The organism is Roseovarius sp. YIN77 (genome assembly GCF_057219155.1).
Window position 1 is genome coordinate 25,841 of record NZ_JBXVVI010000015.1, and the last position, 18,493, is coordinate 44,333.

General features: G+C 56.6%; 19 protein-coding genes. 13 read left to right on the top strand and 6 right to left on the bottom strand.

The annotated features are described in order from the left end of the window. Position 1: 1 nt before the first annotated feature. The 7 genes from AC2D8P_RS12660 (at position 2) to AC2D8P_RS12690 (ending at position 6,855) form a co-directional block, all read left to right on the top strand. On the top strand, positions 2-1,444 hold the full coding sequence (locus AC2D8P_RS12660) for a TadA family conjugal transfer-associated ATPase (protein WP_484703143.1): 1,443 nt from the start codon (positions 2-4) through the stop codon (positions 1,442-1,444). Between the two features lie 3 nt (positions 1,445-1,447). Beyond that, on the top strand, positions 1,448-2,416 hold the full coding sequence (locus AC2D8P_RS12665) for a type II secretion system F family protein (RefSeq protein ID WP_484703145.1): 969 nt from the start codon (positions 1,448-1,450) through the stop codon (positions 2,414-2,416). Positions 2,417-2,425: 9 nt separating this feature from the next. Then, on the top strand, positions 2,426-3,409 hold the full coding sequence (locus AC2D8P_RS12670) for a type II secretion system F family protein (protein ID WP_484703147.1): 984 nt from the start codon (positions 2,426-2,428) through the stop codon (positions 3,407-3,409). 6 nt (positions 3,410-3,415) lie between these two features. Continuing rightward, entirely contained in the window at positions 3,416-3,994 is a 579-nt protein-coding gene (locus tag AC2D8P_RS12675; RefSeq protein ID WP_484703149.1) for a tetratricopeptide repeat protein, read from the top strand. Positions 3,995-4,007: 13 nt separating this feature from the next. Further along, positions 4,008-4,868: a tetratricopeptide repeat protein gene (locus AC2D8P_RS12680; RefSeq protein WP_484703151.1), complete on the top strand. Its 861-nt coding sequence runs from the start codon at positions 4,008-4,010 to the stop codon at positions 4,866-4,868. A 5-nt stretch (positions 4,869-4,873) separates the two neighbouring features. Next, positions 4,874-5,368, top strand: coding sequence for an A24 family peptidase (locus AC2D8P_RS12685; RefSeq protein WP_484703153.1), 495 nt, complete (start codon positions 4,874-4,876; stop codon positions 5,366-5,368). 176 nt (positions 5,369-5,544) lie between these two features. Next, a complete protein-coding gene (locus AC2D8P_RS12690) occupies positions 5,545-6,855 on the top strand; it encodes a P-loop NTPase family protein (protein WP_484703154.1) in 1,311 nt (436 codons plus the stop codon). Positions 6,856-6,908: 53 nt separating this feature from the next. Here the strand turns inward: AC2D8P_RS12690 and xth are convergent, their stop codons facing one another. Both xth and AC2D8P_RS12700 read right to left on the bottom strand, forming a co-directional pair. Next, positions 6,909-7,697: an exodeoxyribonuclease III gene (xth, locus tag AC2D8P_RS12695; protein ID WP_484703195.1), complete on the bottom strand. Its 789-nt coding sequence runs from the start codon at positions 7,695-7,697 to the stop codon at positions 6,909-6,911. Between the two features lie 202 nt (positions 7,698-7,899). Continuing rightward, entirely contained in the window at positions 7,900-8,586 is a 687-nt protein-coding gene (locus AC2D8P_RS12700; protein WP_484703155.1) for a response regulator transcription factor, read from the bottom strand. Between the two features lie 170 nt (positions 8,587-8,756). Between AC2D8P_RS12700 and ribA the strand changes: the two genes are divergently transcribed. Both ribA and AC2D8P_RS12710 read left to right on the top strand, forming a co-directional pair. Then, positions 8,757-9,848, top strand: coding sequence for a GTP cyclohydrolase II (ribA, locus tag AC2D8P_RS12705; protein ID WP_484703156.1), 1,092 nt, complete (start codon positions 8,757-8,759; stop codon positions 9,846-9,848). Then, entirely contained in the window at positions 9,845-10,348 is a 504-nt protein-coding gene (locus tag AC2D8P_RS12710) for a L,D-transpeptidase family protein (protein ID WP_484703157.1), read from the top strand. The genes ribA and AC2D8P_RS12710 overlap by 4 nt, the downstream gene beginning before the upstream one ends. 4 nt (positions 10,349-10,352) lie before the next feature. On the opposite strand, the gene AC2D8P_RS12715 is transcribed toward AC2D8P_RS12710, so the two are convergent. The 3 genes from AC2D8P_RS12715 to AC2D8P_RS12725 form a co-directional block, all read right to left on the bottom strand. Beyond that, on the bottom strand, positions 10,353-10,949 hold the full coding sequence (locus AC2D8P_RS12715; protein WP_484703158.1) for a hypothetical protein: 597 nt from the start codon (positions 10,947-10,949) through the stop codon (positions 10,353-10,355). Positions 10,950-10,994: 45 nt separating this feature from the next. Continuing rightward, positions 10,995-11,645, bottom strand: a complete 651-nt coding sequence (locus AC2D8P_RS12720) for a YggS family pyridoxal phosphate-dependent enzyme (RefSeq protein WP_484703159.1) — start codon at positions 11,643-11,645, stop codon at positions 10,995-10,997. Between the two features lie 105 nt (positions 11,646-11,750). Next, positions 11,751-12,722 (bottom strand): porin, encoded by a 972-nt coding sequence (locus AC2D8P_RS12725; RefSeq protein ID WP_484703160.1) that lies wholly within the window; start codon positions 12,720-12,722, stop codon positions 11,751-11,753. Between the two features lie 269 nt (positions 12,723-12,991). Here AC2D8P_RS12725 and AC2D8P_RS12730 point away from each other — a divergent pair, with 269 nt between their 5' ends. The 4 genes from AC2D8P_RS12730 to holA all read left to right on the top strand — a co-directional run bounded on the left by AC2D8P_RS12730 (position 12,992) and on the right by holA (position 17,740). Continuing rightward, positions 12,992-13,603 carry a DUF3576 domain-containing protein gene (locus AC2D8P_RS12730; RefSeq protein ID WP_484703162.1) on the top strand — a complete coding sequence of 204 codons (612 nt, stop codon included), beginning with the start codon at positions 12,992-12,994 and terminating at the stop codon, positions 13,601-13,603. A 75-nt stretch (positions 13,604-13,678) separates the two neighbouring features. Then, entirely contained in the window at positions 13,679-16,246 is a 2,568-nt protein-coding gene (leuS, locus tag AC2D8P_RS12735) for a leucine--tRNA ligase (protein WP_484703163.1), read from the top strand. Continuing rightward, the gene (gene lptE / locus AC2D8P_RS12740; protein ID WP_484703165.1) at positions 16,233-16,721 is read left to right on the top strand and encodes an LPS assembly lipoprotein LptE; all 489 of its coding nucleotides are present in this window, start codon (positions 16,233-16,235) and stop codon (positions 16,719-16,721) included. Before leuS ends, lptE begins: the two co-directional genes overlap by 14 nt. Further along, on the top strand, positions 16,718-17,740 hold the full coding sequence (gene holA / locus AC2D8P_RS12745) for a DNA polymerase III subunit delta (RefSeq protein WP_484703166.1): 1,023 nt from the start codon (positions 16,718-16,720) through the stop codon (positions 17,738-17,740). Before lptE ends, holA begins: the two co-directional genes overlap by 4 nt. A 76-nt stretch (positions 17,741-17,816) precedes the next feature. Here the strand turns inward: holA and AC2D8P_RS12750 are convergent, their stop codons facing one another. Then, the gene (locus AC2D8P_RS12750) at positions 17,817-18,386 is read right to left on the bottom strand and encodes a TetR/AcrR family transcriptional regulator (RefSeq protein ID WP_484703167.1); all 570 of its coding nucleotides are present in this window, start codon (positions 18,384-18,386) and stop codon (positions 17,817-17,819) included. Between the last annotated feature and the right edge of the window lie 107 nt (positions 18,387-18,493).

The window sequence follows — 18,493 nt, forward strand, 5'->3', positions numbered from 1 at the left end:
CATGTTTTCCAGATACAAGAAATCCGACCCAGCAGCCGCCAAACAAACGGCCGCACCGCAATCCAGCAATGTCACCCAGATGCCCAAGGCCGCACCGGAGCCCGCAAAACAGCAAGCGGTTGCAAAGAAAGCCCCGGCAAAGGCGGCCCCAATGGACAAGGAAACAAAGCGCAAACAGCGGCTCAGCGAGGTCAAAGTCGAACTGCACCGCTACCTTCTGGACAATTTGAACCTGTCCGCATTGGAAGCCGCGACAGAAAAGGATCTCCGGGCAGAAATCGTTGATCTGGCCTCCGAAGCGCTGGAAGATATGGGCGTTGTTCTGAACCGCGAGGAACGCACCCAATTGAACCAGGAACTTTATGACGAGGTTACCGGTCTGGGCCCGCTAGAGCCACTTTTGAAAGACCCCACCATCAACGATATTCTGGTCAATGGCCCGCAACAAATCTTTGTTGAGCGGGACGGCAAACTGGAAGTCAGCGAGATCACGTTCAAGGATGAAAAACACCTGTTGCGTATCATCGACAAGATCGTGTCGGCCGTGGGCCGCCGGGTTGACGAATCCAACCCCTATGTCGACGCACGCTTGTCCGATGGGTCACGTTTCAACGCCATGGTTCCGCCGATTGCGGTTGACGGATCGCTGGTTTCTATTCGTAAGTTTAAGGACGACAAGCTGGGCATTGATGATCTGGTCCGCTTTGGTGCCTTTACCGAAGAAATGGCCGCCTATCTTCAGGCCGCCGTCGCTTGCCGCCTGAACGTGATTGTATCGGGTGGTACTGGTTCTGGTAAAACCACAACGCTGAACGCGCTTTCCAGTTTTATCGACGATAGCGAACGCATCCTGACCATCGAGGATACAGCAGAACTTCAGCTGCAACAGACCCATGTCGGCCGGATGGAAAGCCGCCCAGCCAACGTCGAAGGCAAAGGTGCCGTCAGCCAACGTGACTGTCTGCGAAATGCCCTGCGGATGCGTCCAGACCGGATCATCGTGGGGGAGACCCGCGGCGAAGAAGTGATCGACATGCTGCAGGCCATGAACACCGGCCACGACGGGTCGATGACGACGATCCACGCCAACTCTGCCCGCGATGGTGTGTCGCGTCTGGAAAACATGATCGCCATGGCCGGGATCGAGATGCCGATTAAGGCTGTGCGCGCCCAGATCGCATCAGCTGTGAACCTGATCGTCCAGGCCAGCCGCCTGCAGGACGGGTCGCGCCGCATGGTGTCCATCACCGAAGTCACAGGGATGGAGGGTGAAGTGATCTCCATGCAGGAAATTTTCCGTTTCCAGCGCGTCGGCCTGACATCTGACAACAAGATCCTCGGCCACTTCACCGCCACCGGTGTGCGCAGCCACTATTCAGAACGCTTCCGGATGTGGGGCTACGATCTGCCTGCCTCCATCTTTGAGCCCATTGCAGCGGAGTAAATCATGTCTATTGATCCGGAAATCATAATCTACGGGCTTATCTTTGTCGGCGTGATCGCATTGGTCGAAGGTGTCTACCTGACCATGTTCGGCAAATCGATCAGTCTGAACAATAAAATCAACCGCCGTATCGACATGCTGGAAAAGGGCATGGGCCGCGAGCAGGTGCTGGAACAACTCCGCAAGGAGATGAGTCAACACATGAAATCCCGGTCGATCCCGATCTATTCGCTTCTGGCTGATAAGGCACAGAAGGCCGGGATCGTCTTTACCCCCACCCAGCTGATCATGATGATGGTGCTTTTGTCGGCTTTCGCCTTTGTTGGCCTGACAGCCGGCACAGAGGCGTCATTGGTTGTGCGCGCGGGCGTATCCGTGGTGATGGGCATCGGTGGCGTCTATGTCTGGGTCAATGGCAAGGCAAAAAAACGCACCAGCATGATCGAAGAACAACTGCCCGATGCGGTTGAGTTGATGGTACGCTCCCTGCGTGTTGGCCACCCCTTCTCTGCTTCTCTGGGCATTGTGTCGACGGAAATTCCGGACCCGCTGGCCACAGAAATGGGCATGATATCGGACGAGGCAGCCTATGGCCGCGACGTCGGCGAAGCCTTGAAAGATCTGGCCGTGCGTCTAGACAACCAAGATATGCGCTTTCTGGCCGTCGCGGTCACAATCCAACAGGTGTCAGGCGGTAACCTCGCCGAAATCCTGGATGGGCTGGCCAAGGTGATCCGGTCGCGTTTCCGCCTGTTCCGCCGGGTCAAGGCGATCACGGCAGAGGCGAAATGGTCTGGCAACTTCCTGTCTGGCTTCCCGCTACTGGCGATCATGCTGATCAATATTATCAAGCCAGACTATTATGATGACGTGAAAGAAACGGAATACTTCATCCCCGCTTGTCTGGTTGTGGCAGCATTTCTCATCGTCAACATGATCGTGATGCGCACGCTTGTGAACATAAAGGTTTAGGAAAAGATCATGGATTTCATCAACACAATCAATGAGATGCTGATCGCCAAACTGGGGCCGCTGGGCCCACTTATGGCCGTTGGTATCCTGGGCATGTTCCTGATCCTTTTGACACTGCCGATCCTCTTGAAGAAGCGCAAGGATCCGCTTGATAAGCTGAAAGAACAGTCAAACGCTCGGGCACCTGTAAAAACTCAACAGCGTCTGCGCGCGTCTAACAAAAACGATAAGCTGCAGAAATACTCCAATTTCCTCGAGCCGAAGAATGAGGAAGAATATTCTGCCATTCGCCTGAAACTGATGCAGGCTGGGTATCGCAGCAAGCAATCCGTCCGCACCTACCACTTCCTGCAATTCGCGATGGGGCTTGGTTTGCTTGCGATCGGCGCGTTGGTCACGTTGCTCCGTTCGACCGGCGAAGAGGAGCTGACGATCCAATCGATGATGATGACCGGCCTTTTTCCCGGCCTCGTCGGCTATATGTTGCCGAAATATTGGGTCGATAAACGCGGTGAACGGCGCAAAGAAGAAATCACCAATGGTTTCCCCGATGCTCTGGACATGATGCTGGTCTGTGTTGAGGCGGGTCAGTCACTGGATCAGTCGATCATCCGGGTGTCCAAGGAACTCCAGTCGGGCTACCCCGCCCTTGCCGAAGAATTTGAACTGATCGCCCATGAAATGAAGGCCGGTAAGGACAAGACGTTGGTTCTGAAAGACATGGCCGAACGCGCCGATGTGCAGGATGTGTCGAGCTTTGTGACCGTGCTGGTTCAATCCGCCACCTTCGGGACATCCATCGCCGAAGCCTTGCGGGTTTATGCAGGCGAGATGCGCGATAAACGCGTCATGCGGGCCGAAGAAAAGGCCAATAAGCTACCAACAAAGATGACTTTGGCCTCAATGATGCTGACGGTTCCACCACTTCTCTTGATCCTGATCGGTCCCTCGGTCTATGACATAGCTGTAAAGTTGAGTGAACACACCTTCTGAGGCAATATGATCAGCCAGTTTTGGCGTCTCATCGGAATAATTGCGCTTCTGGCCGCCTGTGAACCCACGGGCGGCCGACCCTTTGGGGATGATCCCTTTGCCCCGGCTGGATTTGGCGATCTTGACGACAGCGTTGATGGGTTGATTGTCGGGCATCGTTTGATGGCGGCAGGCGAATATCAACTGGCCTTGCGCGCCTATCACCGCGCGGCGGGTGATCATGGGTTGAATGCCGACACGCTGTCCGCCATTGGCTCAGCCCAGCTTCGTCTGGGCAGATTGGGCCAGGCAGAGGATACGTTGCGTCGGGCCACCGCTGAACACGACTCCTTCCCTGCCGCCTGGAACAATCTTGGCGTTATCCTGATGGAAACCGGACAGACAGGGGAGGCTGAACAGGTTTTCCGCCGCGCCTATGCGCTCGACAGTGGCCAAAGTGACTCGATCCGCGACAACCTGCGACTGGCTATCGCCAAGAACGACAATCAGGGGTATGATGCCCCTCAAAACAACTATAATTTTGAATTGGTGAGACGGGGCAGGAGCGAATTTCTCTTACTCCAGACACCTGAGAGGCAAGAGTAGAAGGACGCAGAAAATGCGCCACATTACACGTATTTCATTGTGCTTGGCAGGCGCATTTATCCTGTCTGCCTGCGAACCCTCACCAGAGGAAGAGGTCGAACGCGCTCTGGCAGAAGTCAATGCCATCGATGACACCAATCTCAGCCATCTGATGCTGAACGCTGCAGACCCGGAAGAGGCGGTTTCGTATTTTTCCAGAACTTTGGCCCAAAATCCCGATCGCATCGATCTGATGCGGGGGTTGGGCCGGTCATTGGTACGCTCTGGCCGCGCTACAGAGGCTGTTTCGATCTGGCGCAAAGCCGTGGAACACCCGGAGTCAAATGAGAATGACAAGGTCGAACTGGCCGATGCGCTGATCCGGTCGAATAACTGGGCAGAGGCGGAAACCGTGCTGGATACCATCCCCCCGACCCACGAAACCTTTAAACGCTACCGTCTGGAAGCCATGATCGCCGACAGCAATCAGGAATGGCACAAGGCGGACAGTTTTTATGAAGTCGCCTCTGGGCTGACGACCACACCGGCGGGTGTCCTGAACAACTGGGGATATTCGAAACTGACCCGTGGCCAATATCGTCAGGCGGAAGAGCTGTTCAATCGCGCCCTGCGCAATGACCGCAACCTGTTCACCGCCAAAAACAACCTGGTTCTGGCCCGCGCCGCACAGCGCAACTACGACCTGCCGGTTGTCGAAATGACCCAAGTTGAACGGGCACATCTGCTTTATTCTATGGCACTCGCTGCGATCAAACAGGGCGATGTCACAATCGGCAAAGGCCTGCTGCAAAATGCCATCGATACCCACCCACAGCATTTCGAGGCCGCGGTCAGATCGCTGCGCGCCCTGGAAGATAACGTAGTAAACGGCTGAAACTCATGACACTCACAAGTTCCGAGGCGCTTTGGTTTTTACCCTTCGCCACCCCAATCGTTCTTTGGGCTGCTTATACAGACCTGAAATATATGAAGATTTTGAATGTCACCGCGGGTGCATTGGCCTTGGTCTTTCTGATTGTCGGATTGATCGCCCTGCCCTTTGACACTTATCTGTGGCGGCTCTTGCATCTGGTTGTGGTGTTGGTGATTGGATTTTTGTTGAACCTCGTGCGCCTGATTGGCGGGGGTGATGCCAAACTGATGGCTGCGATTGCCCCCTTTGTCGCCCTGCCTGATTCGTTGCGGTTTATCTTCATGCTGGCCGGAATTCTGATCGTTGCCTTCATCCTGCACCGTATTGGCAGCCGGATCGGTTTTGTCCGTCGCGCCACGCCAGATTGGAAAAGCTGGGATCATCTTGCCTTTCCCATGGGCACGGCCTTGGCTGGCGCACTAATCACTTATCTGACGACGGCCATCATGTCCGGCATCTGATTTCGGGGTTGGAAACAATACCTTGAAATCGCCACATATTGGCCCCGTCAATGCCCGCTCCACCCACGACATTTACGGTGGTGCGGGATACTCCGCGCCCGTGACAGGTGTGCGGGTTTGCCTATCACCTGTATCACGTTGAAATTACAGGCTGAACGGCAGAGGTTCCTACCGCCATGAATATGCAAGTGTCGAATGTCGTCGCGCCCCCGGCCCCACGCCGGATGCACGAGATGCAGCTTCCCGTCGTGATGATGCGGGATATTCTTCTGAAAACGATTTTCCGCAAGAATGCTGAACAAGTCTCTGAAATCGCCAAGGCCATCTGCCTGCCAATCCCGGTGACACAGGAACTGGTCGACATGGCCCGCGAACAGAAGCTGCTGGAGGCCACAGGCACCCTGCACGCCAACGCCGGCAATGAAATGGGCTATCAGCTGACCGACGCTGGCAAAGCCCGCGCCATGGATGCGCTGGCGCAGTCCGAATATTACGGCGCCATGCCGGTGCCGCTGGATGTCTACCGCGAACAGGTTGAACGCCAGTCGATCCGCAACATCCAGATCACCCGCGAACAGCTGACCGGCGCTATGGGTCACCTGATCCTGCCCGATAGCCTGTTGGATCATCTGGGACCCGCTGTGGGCTCTGGCCGTTCGATCCTGATGTATGGCCCGCCGGGTAATGGTAAATCCTCCATCTCCAACGGCATCCGCGATGCGCTGGGGGATAAGATCTATGTGCCCCGTGCCATCGAATATGCGGGTCAGGTGATCACGGTTTACGACCCGATCGTCCATTCCAAGGCCGAAGAGCAGGCAGAGGACCCCAACGCCCTGCGTCGTACCGCCAACCGCTTTGATACGCGCTATGTGCGCTGTGAACGCCCCACGGTGATCACCGGTGGTGAATTGTCCCTGTCGATGCTGGATTTGGTCTATAACCCGACCGCACGCACCTATCAGGCCCCCCTGCAACTGAAATCCACCGGCGGCGTCTTTATCGTCGACGACCTTGGCCGTCAGGCCGAACCGCCACAGGCGCTGATCAACCGCTGGATCGTCCCGCTGGAAGAATCCAAGGATATCCTGGCCCTGCAATCAGGTGAAAAGTTCGAGGTGCCATTTGACACGCTGGTAATCTTTTCAACCAACTTCCACCCGAACGAGATCTTCGATAAGGCGGCCCTGCGCCGGATTTTCTACAAGATCAAAATCGACGGCCCCGATCAGGCGGATTATCTGAAAATTTTCGCGATGGTCGCACGCAAACGCCAATTGCCGCTGGATGAGCCAACATTGGTCTATCTGATGAAAGAGATTTATCCAACCATCAACAATGTCTACGCGAACTATCAGCCGATCTTCCTGATCGACCAGATGATTTCGATATGCGAATTCGAAGGCATCCCCTATCAGATGTCACCAGACCTGATCGACCGCGCCTGGGCCAACATGTTCGTCCGCGAAGAACATATTGAGCACTGAAACATCACGTAGATTTTCAAAACAAAGCCCCGGTCATTCCGGGGCTTAGTTTCTTACACATCAAACGTCGCGAAAACAGGCGCGTGGTCGGAGGGTTTTTCCCAACCGCGGGCGGCGCGCAAGACGCGGCTGGAATGGCCAGAGGCTGCGATATCAGAGGTTGCCCAGACATGATCCAGCCGCCGGCCCTTATCCGCTGCGTCCCAGTCGCGCGCGCGGTAGGACCACCAGCTGTAAAGTTGCCCCTCGGGGATGTCCTGCCGGGTGATGTCCTGCCAGCGTCCGGCCTCCATCACATCAGTCAGATGCTCTACCTCAGTTGGTGTATGGCTGACAATTTTCAAAAGCTGCTTGTGTGACCAGACATCATCCTCGCGCGGGGCGATGTTCAGATCACCGACCAGGATCGCCTTTTCAGGCCGCTCTGCGTGAAAGTGATCCCGCATTTCGGTCAGGTAATCCAGTTTCTGACCAAACTTCTCGTTCACCTCCCGATCCGGCACATCACCCCCGGCGGGGACATAGAAATTGTGAATGATCACCCCATTTTCCAACTGCCCAGCGATGTGCCGCGCGTGGTTCAAATTTGCAAAGTCGTGGCTGACGACCTCTGTTATCGGCAGGCGGCTCAGGATCATCACCCCGTTATAGCCTTTCTGCCCGCGCGCAATCATGTGGCGATAGCCCAAGGCCTCGAAATTTTCTGTCGGGATCTTTTCGACCGGGGATTTGCATTCCTGCAGGCACAACACATCCGGCGCCTCGTCTTGCAACAGTTTCAGGACAATCGGCTCCCGCAGGCGGACCGAATTGATGTTCCAAGTGGCAAGGGTAAATGGCATGGGATCCTCGGTACAAAATATCTCTGATCCTGATATATCCATCTCTGCACCCAAACACACCCGATAGATGCGGGTTAGGGCCATTTCCTGTCACCAGCCTTCAATTTCGGCCAATCCAGACAAAAAAGACCCGGGCAGAGCCCGGGCCAGTTCAACAGGGAGGATCGTGCCATAACCCGGGCACGGCGGGGTTCTCTATTACTTAGCTATTTAAACGATACCCACCAGATTCGGTCACAAGAAGGCGCGCATTTGCCGGATCTGGTTCTATTTTTTGACGAAGACGATAGATATGTGTTTCCAACGTATGTGTCGTGACACCGGCATTATAGCCCCAAACCTCGTGCAAGAGGATATCCCGCGCGACCACGTTCTCCGTGGAACGATACAGGAATTTCAATATGTTAGTCTCTTTTTCGGTCAGCCTGATCTTGCGATCATCATCGTCCACCAGCATCTTCATGGCAGGTTTGAACGTATATGGTCCCAGCTGAAATACGGCATCTTCCGACTGCTCATGTTGCCTTAATTGGGCGCGCACGCGCGCCAAAAGGACGGGAAACTTGAATGGCTTGGTCACATAGTCATTGGCCCCGGCATCCAGGCCCAAAATCGTATCCGCATCGCTGTCATGGCCGGTCAGCATCAAAACCGGGCATTTCACCCCCTGTTTGCGCATCAGGCGGCACAACTCACGCCCATCTGTGTCCGGCAGGCCGACGTCCAGAATAACCAGATCGTAAATTGCCTGCTTGATCTTTTCCAATGCCTCAGACCCATTCGCGGCGTCAAAGACGTCGAAGTCCTCTGTGGTTAGCAGTTGATCCGACAATGCCTCGCGCAGGTCATCATCGTCATCAACCAGCAGGATCTTTTTCAGGTTGCTCATGCGTCTATCCTCCGTAACCTTGTCCGAGAATTGATCATTCCATACGCCCACGACAAGGTGCCTGACACGAATTTCACGCGCTCGTGTCAATTCGACAGAAAATGTTTCATATTCTTACAAAGCACTTTAAACCTGCCGGACACGAGTTTGATACCACCCATGGTCAATAAATGAGCCTTCTGCCCACCATCGCTGAACGTCTAAGCCGCGCCCGCGCTGATTTGCGCATGGGGGGGGCGGTTGTCGTGCATGATGGGGATCGGGCACTGATCATTTTATCTGCCGAAACCATGACAGAGGATCGGTTGAACAGTCTGCGCGCGCTTGGCCGTGCTCCGGTTCTGACACTGACCAGCCGCCGCGCCGAAACGTTAAAGGCGCGCTGCTATGACGGGGATATCGCGCGGGTCAAAATCCCCGCCGATGTCGGACTTAGTTGGATCCGCGCATTGGCCGATCCGGCCGATGACCTGATGCACCCGATGAAGGGGCCCCTGGCCACAGAGCGTGAGGGCGACGGCGCATTGCACCGCGCTGCCATTCAACTGGTCAAGGGCGCACAGGTCCTGCCCGCCGCGGTCTGCGCCCCGGTGGAGGGCCCGCAATCCTTCGCCCAGGAAAATGATTTAACCTTGATCGACACCCGTCAGGCCGCCCCCTATCTGGCGCAAAGCACGCCCATGCAGCCGGTCGTTCACGCCCGCCTGCCGATGCAGGCGGCGCAGGCCGGGCGCTTGCATATCTTTCGCCCCGGCGATGGCAGCACCGAACATTACGCTATCGAAATTGGCCGCCCGCAGCGTTGCGATCCAGTGCTTGCACGGCTCCATTCCGCCTGTTTCACCGGTGATGTGTTGGGCAGCCTGAAATGCGATTGCGGCCCGCAACTGAACACAGCGCTCGCGCAAATGGGGGCCGAAGGTTCGGGCGTGTTGCTCTATCTCAATCAAGAAGGCCGCGGCATCGGTCTGGCCAACAAAATGCGCGCCTATTCCCTGCAGGATCAGGGCTTTGACACGGTCGAGGCCAATCACCGGCTGGGGTTTGAGGATGACGAACGCGATTTCCGCATCGGGGCCGAAATCCTGAAAAAACTTGGCTTTTCCTCTGTGCGGCTGATGACCAATAATCCTGCCAAGATCGACCGGATGCGCGAGATGGGCATCGAGGTGACAGACCGCGTGCCCCTCAAGGTCGGCCGCACCGATCAAAACACCGCCTATCTGGACACCAAGGCGCGCAAATCCGGGCATCTGTTTTGACCCCTGCCGATCTGGTTCTAACGCCACGCGGTGTGCGGTTCATGGGGCGCACGATCCCCTGTGCCATCGGGGGTGGTGGGATTTCCACGAACAAGCGCGAAGGCGACGGTGCCACACCTGCAGGCACCCACCGGATCATGGGGATGTATTATCGCCCGGACCGCATGGCGCGCCCCAATGATTGGGCCTGGCCCATTGGCCCCCGGGATCTTTGGTCAGACGCATCAGGTGAGGCCGCCTATAACCTGCATGTCCGCGCGCCCTATCCGCATAGCCACGAGGTGCTGCGCCGATCCGATCCGCTTTATGACATGGTGCTGATCACCGATTGGAACTGGCCCGTCGCAACCCCCGACAAGGGGTCTGCCATTTTTCTGCATATCTGGCGGCGACCCCGATTTCCCACCGAGGGCTGCATCGCATTTTCTGAACCAAATCTGCGTTGGATCATCAGCCGGATCGCGCCGGGAACCCGATTGCTCGTGCCACATCTTCGGTAATGGCTCAGGCGATTTGTTCAAATCTGCTCTGGTCACACAGCGGATATCCGGCAACAAAATCTGCAATTGCGGATCTCATCGCCTCAAAGCTATCCCCGTAAAAATACAACCCGGTTTCCTTTGATCCCTGCCAATGGCCGCGATAAACGCCGCCGCCGTTCATCAACTCTTCGCACCGCTCAATCACATGATTGACGTCACAGCTCTCATATACGCTGTCATCCAGATCGGTGCCGTTCAAAAACAGCGCCAAACCTTCTGTCGTGCCAAAATGCGCGACCACATCACCGCTGTCATTTATCAAGCTCGACCCTTTTGGCGCGCCTAGCTCCTCTAACTTTGTGGTGATGAAGGTGACGCGCGCTTCGTCCACTTCCGGCACGCAAATTTCCAGATCGCAAAACTCGATCCCATGCGGCTCATCCGCCAATTGGGTGCCGCCACCTGTGACCTGACCCAACCCAGCTTCGGTTAAGGCGTCATCCAATGGATCCTCATAGTAATCACCACGATCGATCGGCTGGACCTTCGCATTCAGTCGCGCCGTCAGGTAAATGCCTGTCTCTGGGGCTTGTTCCGTCTTCTTCTTAAATGGCCACATTTGAAATCCTCCGCCGGGCTATCGTGTGACACTCCGGACCCGATTTCAATAATCCCGCGCCCCGAAAATCGCTGATCCCACCCGCACATGGGTCGCACCTTGGGCAATTGCGCGTTCGAAATCGCCGCTCATCCCCATCGATAGCTGGTCCAACCCATTTCGATCCGCGATCTTTTTCAACAGCGCGAAATGCAGGCTGGGTTCCTCCTCCACCGGCGGGATGCACATCAACCCGATGATCGGCAGGCCCAGTGCGCGACAGTCCGCAATAAAGGCATCGGCATCGGCGGGCATCACCCCTGCCTTCTGCTCCTCCTCGCCGGTATTGACCTGAATGAACAGATCCGGACATTGGCCCGTTTCGTCACGCAAACGGGCCAGCGTTTTGGCAAGCTTTGGCCGATCCAGCGAATGGATACATTCAAACAAGTCCATCGCCTGCCGCGCCTTGTTGGTCTGCAAAGGGCCCAGCAGATGCACCTCTACCCCGGGAAACTCCTCGCGAAACGCGGGCCATTTCCCTGCGGCCTCCTGCACGGTGTTTTCGCCGAACAAACGGTGCCCTTCTTCCAGCACCGCGCGGGTGCGATCATCGGGCTGACGCTTGGACACGGCGATCAGCTGAACAGTGCCCGGATCACGCCCGACCCGCGCCATCTCTTTTGCAATCTGGTCCTGAATATCCCGCAACGCCATCTGATTCCCCGCTTTTGCCTGCCCCCACAAAAACACCACCTCGCGCCAAAAGAAAAGGGCAGGTCCGAAGACCTGCCCTAATGCCGTTAGGCTGTTCTTCTAAGATTAGAAGGACATGCCCAGACCCAGCGACCAACGCTCGTCGCTGTTGTCAACAGCATAAGTTGTCCAGCTCGGATGGGTCGAAGAACCATAACCGAACATGGCAACCGCTCCGCCGCCCAGATCGTAGTTGATACCGATACCAAAGCCATCTGCATCTACCCCTGAAGAGAAGTCGTGTTCACCGTAGTTGGCTTCTACTGTCAAAGCACCAGTGGTGTAGCCTACACCGATGCCCATGTGATCGAGATCGCCTAAAAGATCTGTTTCCAGCTGAGAATAGTTCAGGCGAACACCCAATCCACCGGCAAAGGCTGCGTCGACGGAAACACCGATGATATTCATGTCGCCAGCAACAGTAACGTCATCAGCAGCTTGGTAAGCAAGGCCGAGACCCAGATCAACGCCGCCCAGTGCCATGTCGTATGTGATACCGATGCCATAAACATCATCACCACTCACAACAGTGGAATCATTTAGTTCCAGCGATACTGCGAAGCCGAAACCACCTACGCTGTGGTCATAACGCAGAACCTGATCGTCATACAGTCCGTCTAGACCGCCGTTAAAGCTGAAGCCACCATGAGAGGTGTGGTCATCAGAAATCGATGTGCCGAAGCCAACTTCCTGCATCGCCCAGTCAAACGCACCATCGGTGTCACCCATGGTCAGCGTACCCCAGGAACCGGAGATCCATGCGGTTTCGGAATCCAGACGCAGGGCCGCGTTGGTGTTCGCGTTCACATTGGAGGTGTCGTCAATCTGACCGGTGAAGCCAAAGCTCAGACCGTTGTCAGTGGTGCCGGAACCAGCGAAGGTCACGCCCCAGTGTTGCAGGAATTGGGTTTCGCCACCGGCGTAACCACCGTCGCCGCCAACTACACCAACTTCGATGTAACCAGAAACGTCAATATCTGCCATGGCCATGCCAGAAGTGGCAACCAGAGCAGTTGTAGCAAAGAGAACTTTTTTCATTTCGTTTTCCCTTAGTTTTGTTCAAGGTGCACCTCAATCCAGGGGAATCCGAATTGAGTATGCGTTTCTCTCGCTCTTTTCAGGGTCTCAATGCAAGAAAAGCAGACATCGGAATTGCAGAGTCATCTAGGGTGGTGCAGCTTTGCCACAGTCGGGTTTTTGGCCTCACCGGCGAGAGTCTTGGTTGTATCGACAGCTGGCGAAAACCCTTGCCCGTCCCGATTGCCTTGGGTAGTAGGGGTAAACGGCACAGAATTGGGGCAAAAGGCATGAACTTTAAGCAAGTTTTAGCGCATATTACAGTTGGCGCAGCACTTTTCGCCCTCTCTGCCTGTGGCGACAGTGGATTTGGTCGTGGCAGCCTGTCATCGGGCAATATTTTTGGCGGCAACCAACCCGCGGATGAAGCCAGTGATCCAGAGGCCGATCAATTCCCGTCAGATAGAACCGCCTCTGAAGAGGCCCGCGCCCGCCGCATTTCCCGCACCAGCCGGAGCCAGTTGGAAGCCAGAGACCGCGTTCAACAGGACGGTCGCGAAACCCTCTGGGACCTGTTCACCAACAAGGACAACCCAAACACCACGCTTGAGGTCAATAAATTCATCTGGGTCGCTTCCCTCGATGTTCTTGAATTTCTACCTATCGAAGCTGCTGATCCTTTCTCTGGCATTATTGTCACCGGCTATGGCCGCCCACCCGGGGGCCGGGCTGCCTATCGCGCAACGGTTCATGTCACCGATCCTGCCTTGGATGGGCGATCGCTGAACCTGGCACTGGAACGTCAGGGTGGTGGCGCTGTGGATGCCAACACCGTGCGCGCGGTCGAGGATGCCATTCTGACCCGCGCGCGCCAGTTGCGGATTCAGCACGGCGACCTCTAGACCCCCGCCGCCAATCGGATTATCACCGCGCCGGGCCCCCATGCCCGGCGTTTTCATGTAAAAGGACTTGGCCCTATGGATCGTTACACCGCCGCAGAGATAGAGCCGAAATGGCAAGACGCCTGGAACCAGGTCGATGTCTTCAAAGCCACCCGCGATGCGGCCAAGCCGAAATACTATGTGCTGGAGATGTTTCCCTACCCCTCTGGCCGTATCCATATCGGCCATGTGCGCAACTATACGATGGGCGACGTGATTGCCCGGTACAAGATGTCCTGCGGGTTTAGCGTCCTGCACCCGATGGGCTGGGACGCGTTCGGAATGCCGGCTGAGAACGCCGCCATGGCCGAGGGCGGTCACCCCGGCACTTGGACCTACAACAATATCGCGGTGATGCGCGACCAGATGAAACCCCTGGGCCTGTCCATCGATTGGTCCCGCGAATTTGCCACCTGCGACCCCGAATATTACGGCCAGCAGCAGGCGATGTTCATCGACTTCATGGAAAAGGGGCTGGTTTACCGCAAAAACGCCGTGGTGAACTGGGATCCGGTCGACATGACGGTTCTGGCCAATGAACAAGTGATTGACGGCAAAGGCTGGCGATCCGGCGCAGAGGTCGAACGCCGCGAGCTGACCCAGTGGTTCTTTAAAATCTCTGAACATTCAGAGGAATTGCTGTCAGCCATTGATGATCTGGACGAATGGCCCGCCAAAGTGAAACTGATGCAGCAAAACTGGATCGGCAAATCCCGGGGCCTGCAGTTTAGCTTTAACACCACCGGGGCGCCCGCAGGGTTTGAAAAGATAGATGTCTACACCACGCGGCCCGATACGTATTTTGGTGCCTCTTTCGTCGGCATTTCCCCCGACCACCCACTGGCCAAGGCGCTGGAGGCTGAAAACCCCGCAATCGCAGCCTTTTGCGCCGAATGCCGCAAAGGCGGCACAACGGCAGAGGCATTGGAGAAAGCCGAAAAACTGGGCTATGACACCGGCATTCGCGCCAGCGTTTATGACGGCGACAATCTGCCCGTCTTTATCGCAAACTTCATCCTGATGGATTACGGCACCGGCGCCATTTTCGGCTGCCCGGCTCATGATCAACGCGATCACGACTTTGCCCGCAAATATGACCTGCCGATTATCGATACATTCCGCCCCTTGGGATCAGACCGGGATGACAGCTATGTCATGCCGGAAATCCTGGCAGAGCCCTTTGTGCCGGGCAAGGATGAGCTGGTGGAATATGTCCGCCCGATCAGCGGGCCGGATCAGATGACCGGACAAGACGCCATCGATCACGCCATTGCGCATTTCGAAAAGATGGGCTGGGGTACGGGCATGACCACCTATCGCCTGCGCGATTGGGGGCTTTCCCGCCAACGCTATTGGGGTTGCCCAATTCCGGTTGTGCATTGTGAAACCTGCGGCGTCGTGCCAGAGAAAAAGGAAAACCTACCGGTCGAACTGCCACAGGATGTCAGCTTTGACCAACCCGGTAATCCGCTGGACCGCCACCCAACATGGCGTGATGTGACCTGCCCGTCCTGCGGTAAGCCCGCGTGCCGTGAAACCGACACGATGGATACGTTCGTTGATTCGTCGTGGTATTTCGCCCGTTTCACCAGCCCCCGTGCCGAAACACCGACCAATCTGGCCGATGCCGAATACTGGATGAATGTCGATCAATATATCGGCGGCATCGAGCACGCTATTCTGCACCTGCTCTATTCCCGCTTCTTTGCCCGCGCGATGCATATCTGCGGCCACTTGCCGGAAAGCGCGAAGGAGCCGTTCAACGCGCTCTTTACCCAAGGCATGGTCACCCATGCGATCTATCAAACCCGCGACGCGCGTGGCCGCCCGGTCTATCACTTGCCCGAAGATGTCGACACCGACACCAACACGGTCAAAGCAACGGGCGAGGCGGTAGAGGTGATCCCGTCGGCCAAAATGTCGAAATCCAAGAAAAACGTCGTCGACCCGATGAGCATCATTGCCCAATACGGTGCCGACACCGCGCGCTGGTTCGTGATGTCTGACAGCCCACCGGAACGCGATGTGGAATGGACGGCCGCAGGCGCAGAGGCCGCACATAAACACCTGGCCCGCGTCTGGCGGATCGCAAATGACATCACAACGGCCAAAGGTGGCGACGCATCACAAGACGACGCGCTCATCCGTGAAACCCATAAAACCATCCAATCCGTGACCGAAGGTGTCGAAGGATTTGCCTTTAACACCTCGGTCGCGAAACTTTATGCTTTCACCAACACGATCGCGAAATCAAAGGCTTCTGTACAGGCTCGCCGTGACGCCATGCGCATTATGGCACAGCTGATGGGGCCCATGACCCCACATCTGGCCGAAGATATCTGGGCCATGCTGGGTGGCGAAGGGTTGGTTATCAACGCCCCGTGGCCCAAAGCCGATCCGGCCATGCTGGTCGATGACACAGTGATCATGCCGATCCAAATCAATGGCAAGCGGCGCTCTGAAATCTCTGTTCCCAAGGATATGGCGAAAGAAGAGATTGAAAAACTGGCGCTGGCGGATGAAGCTGTGCAAAGGGCGCTGAACGGGGCCGCGCCCAAGAAACTGATCGTAGTTCCCGGACGGATCGTCAATGTGGTTGCCTGATCGCCGAGCCTTCATCCTATCTGCCCTCGCCCTGGGGGCCTGCGGGTATGAGCCCGTGTATGGCCCCGGCGGCAGCGCATCGGCATTGACCGGCCAGATAGAGGCCGCCGCCCCCGACACCCGCAACGGGTTTGATCTGGTTCGTCAGTTGGAAACCCGTCTGGGCCAGCCGCAATCGCCGCGCTTTGCGCTGCGCTATACGATCGAGGTTGATCAGGATGATCTGGGCACTGCCCCGACGCAGGAAATCACCCGCTATAACCTCGTCGGGCAGGTTAAATATAGCGTCACCGACATTGCGACCGGCGTGATTGCCACATCTGGACAGGTCGATAACTTCACCGCCTATTCCGCCACCGGCACCACCTTGTCCACGCAAACCGCGCGCCGCGATGCCCACAGCCGCTTGATGCTGATTCTGGCCGATCAGATCAGTGCCCGCCTGATCGCCACATCCGGTGACTGGGCCGAATGAAGCTGAACGCCCGGCAAGCCAGCGACTATTTCGCCAAACCTGACCCAGCAAAAACGGGTCTGTTGATCTACGGGGCCGATGCCATGCGTGTGGCCCTGAAACGCCAACAGGTGATTGCCGCCCTGATCGGCCCGCAGGGGGAGGAGGAAATGCGCCTGACCCGCATTCCCGCCGCTGATCTGCGCAAGGACCCGGCGATGCTGTCTGACGCGATCAAGGCGCAAAGCTTTTTCCCCGGACCCCGCGTCGCCTTTGTCGAGGACGTGACCGACACGCTGGCCAAAACAATCACCGCCGCGTTGGAAGATTGGCAAGACGGCGATGCGCAGGTCATCGTCACCGCCAAGCAGCTGACCGCCAAGTCAGCCCTCAGAAAACTGTTCGAGGGTCATCCCAACGCCTTTGCCGTCGGCATCTATGATGATCCCCCAACACGGCAGGAAATCGAATCGGATCTGGCCAAGGCGGGGGTGAAAATTATGGATCGCGACGGTATGGCCGCGTTAGAGGCCCTGTCTCGCAGCGTCGATCCCGGGGATTTCCGTCAAGTTGTTGAAAAACTAGCCCTTTACAAGCTGAACGACGATACCCCCGCCGACGCCCAAGATGTGGAGGCCGTCGCCCCCCTGTCAACAGAGGCAGCCCTTGATGATGTCCTGAATATCGTGGCAGAGGCGCGTACCGGCGAAATTGGCCCGATCCTGTCACGTCTTGAAAGTCAGGGCGTCCAACCCGTGGGTCTGTGCATCGGTGCCACCCGGCATTTCCGGCAGCTCCACACAGCGGCCTCCGACCCCAGTGGCCCATCCTCCGGCATCGCCCGCCTGCGCCCGCCGGTTTTTGGCCCGCGCCGCGACAGGATGCAAAAACAGGCCCAAAGCTGGGGCATGCACCGACTGGAACAGGCCCTGACCATCCTGACCGACACCGACTTGCAACTCAGATCCACCAGTCGGGCGCCTGCCATGGCCCTGATGGAACGCACCCTGATCCGACTGTCCATGCTGGGGCGGCGGTAGGGAAGAATCAGACCATCAAACTCTGCCATCAACGGCGCGATAGCCGTGCCGAGACAGTGGCATCAGTCCAAGCAGCTTACCCCTGTTCCAACAACATCTCCAACCGCGCGTGCCAGTCATGTTGCGGCCCTGCCGCGCGGCCCAGCGCCTTGAAACCGAAATAAAGATGCACGATCGTGTCCGCCATTTCAGTGCGGGCGTCGGGCTGGGCGGGCACATTAAATCGCACCAACACCTGATGAACACCCTCGCGCAAACGCGCCGCCATCCGATTGGCGCGCTCTTCAACAACCGGATTGATCGGGGCCATTTCAACCATTGCATTACAGATAAAACATCCGATTTCCGGCTGCTGTGACGGCACGAATAACAGCGACAGGCACCGCGCGGCGGTGGCTTCCTTGCAGCTGTTCAGCGCCTCTAAGGTCGCTGCCACGACCTCCCGGTCATACAGGTCGAGCGATTGCAAATACACGCTCTCTTTATCCGTAAACGCCTTGTAAAAACTGCCCCGTGTCAGGCCCATCGAGGTCAACAGATCGGGCAGATTGGTGGCAAGATATCCCTGCCGCCAGAAAATTCCCATCGCCCCTTTCAGCGCCTGGTCCATATCAAATTCACGAGGCCGTCCCATGCTGTCTGTCATAGCCTGCCCATCCGGTTCGAGGAAGAAATATTCCTGTTCACAAATATTTGTTTTGTACCATTTGGTTCCTAATGACTAGATAGCAAGTGTTCAAGGCGCCATGCGTT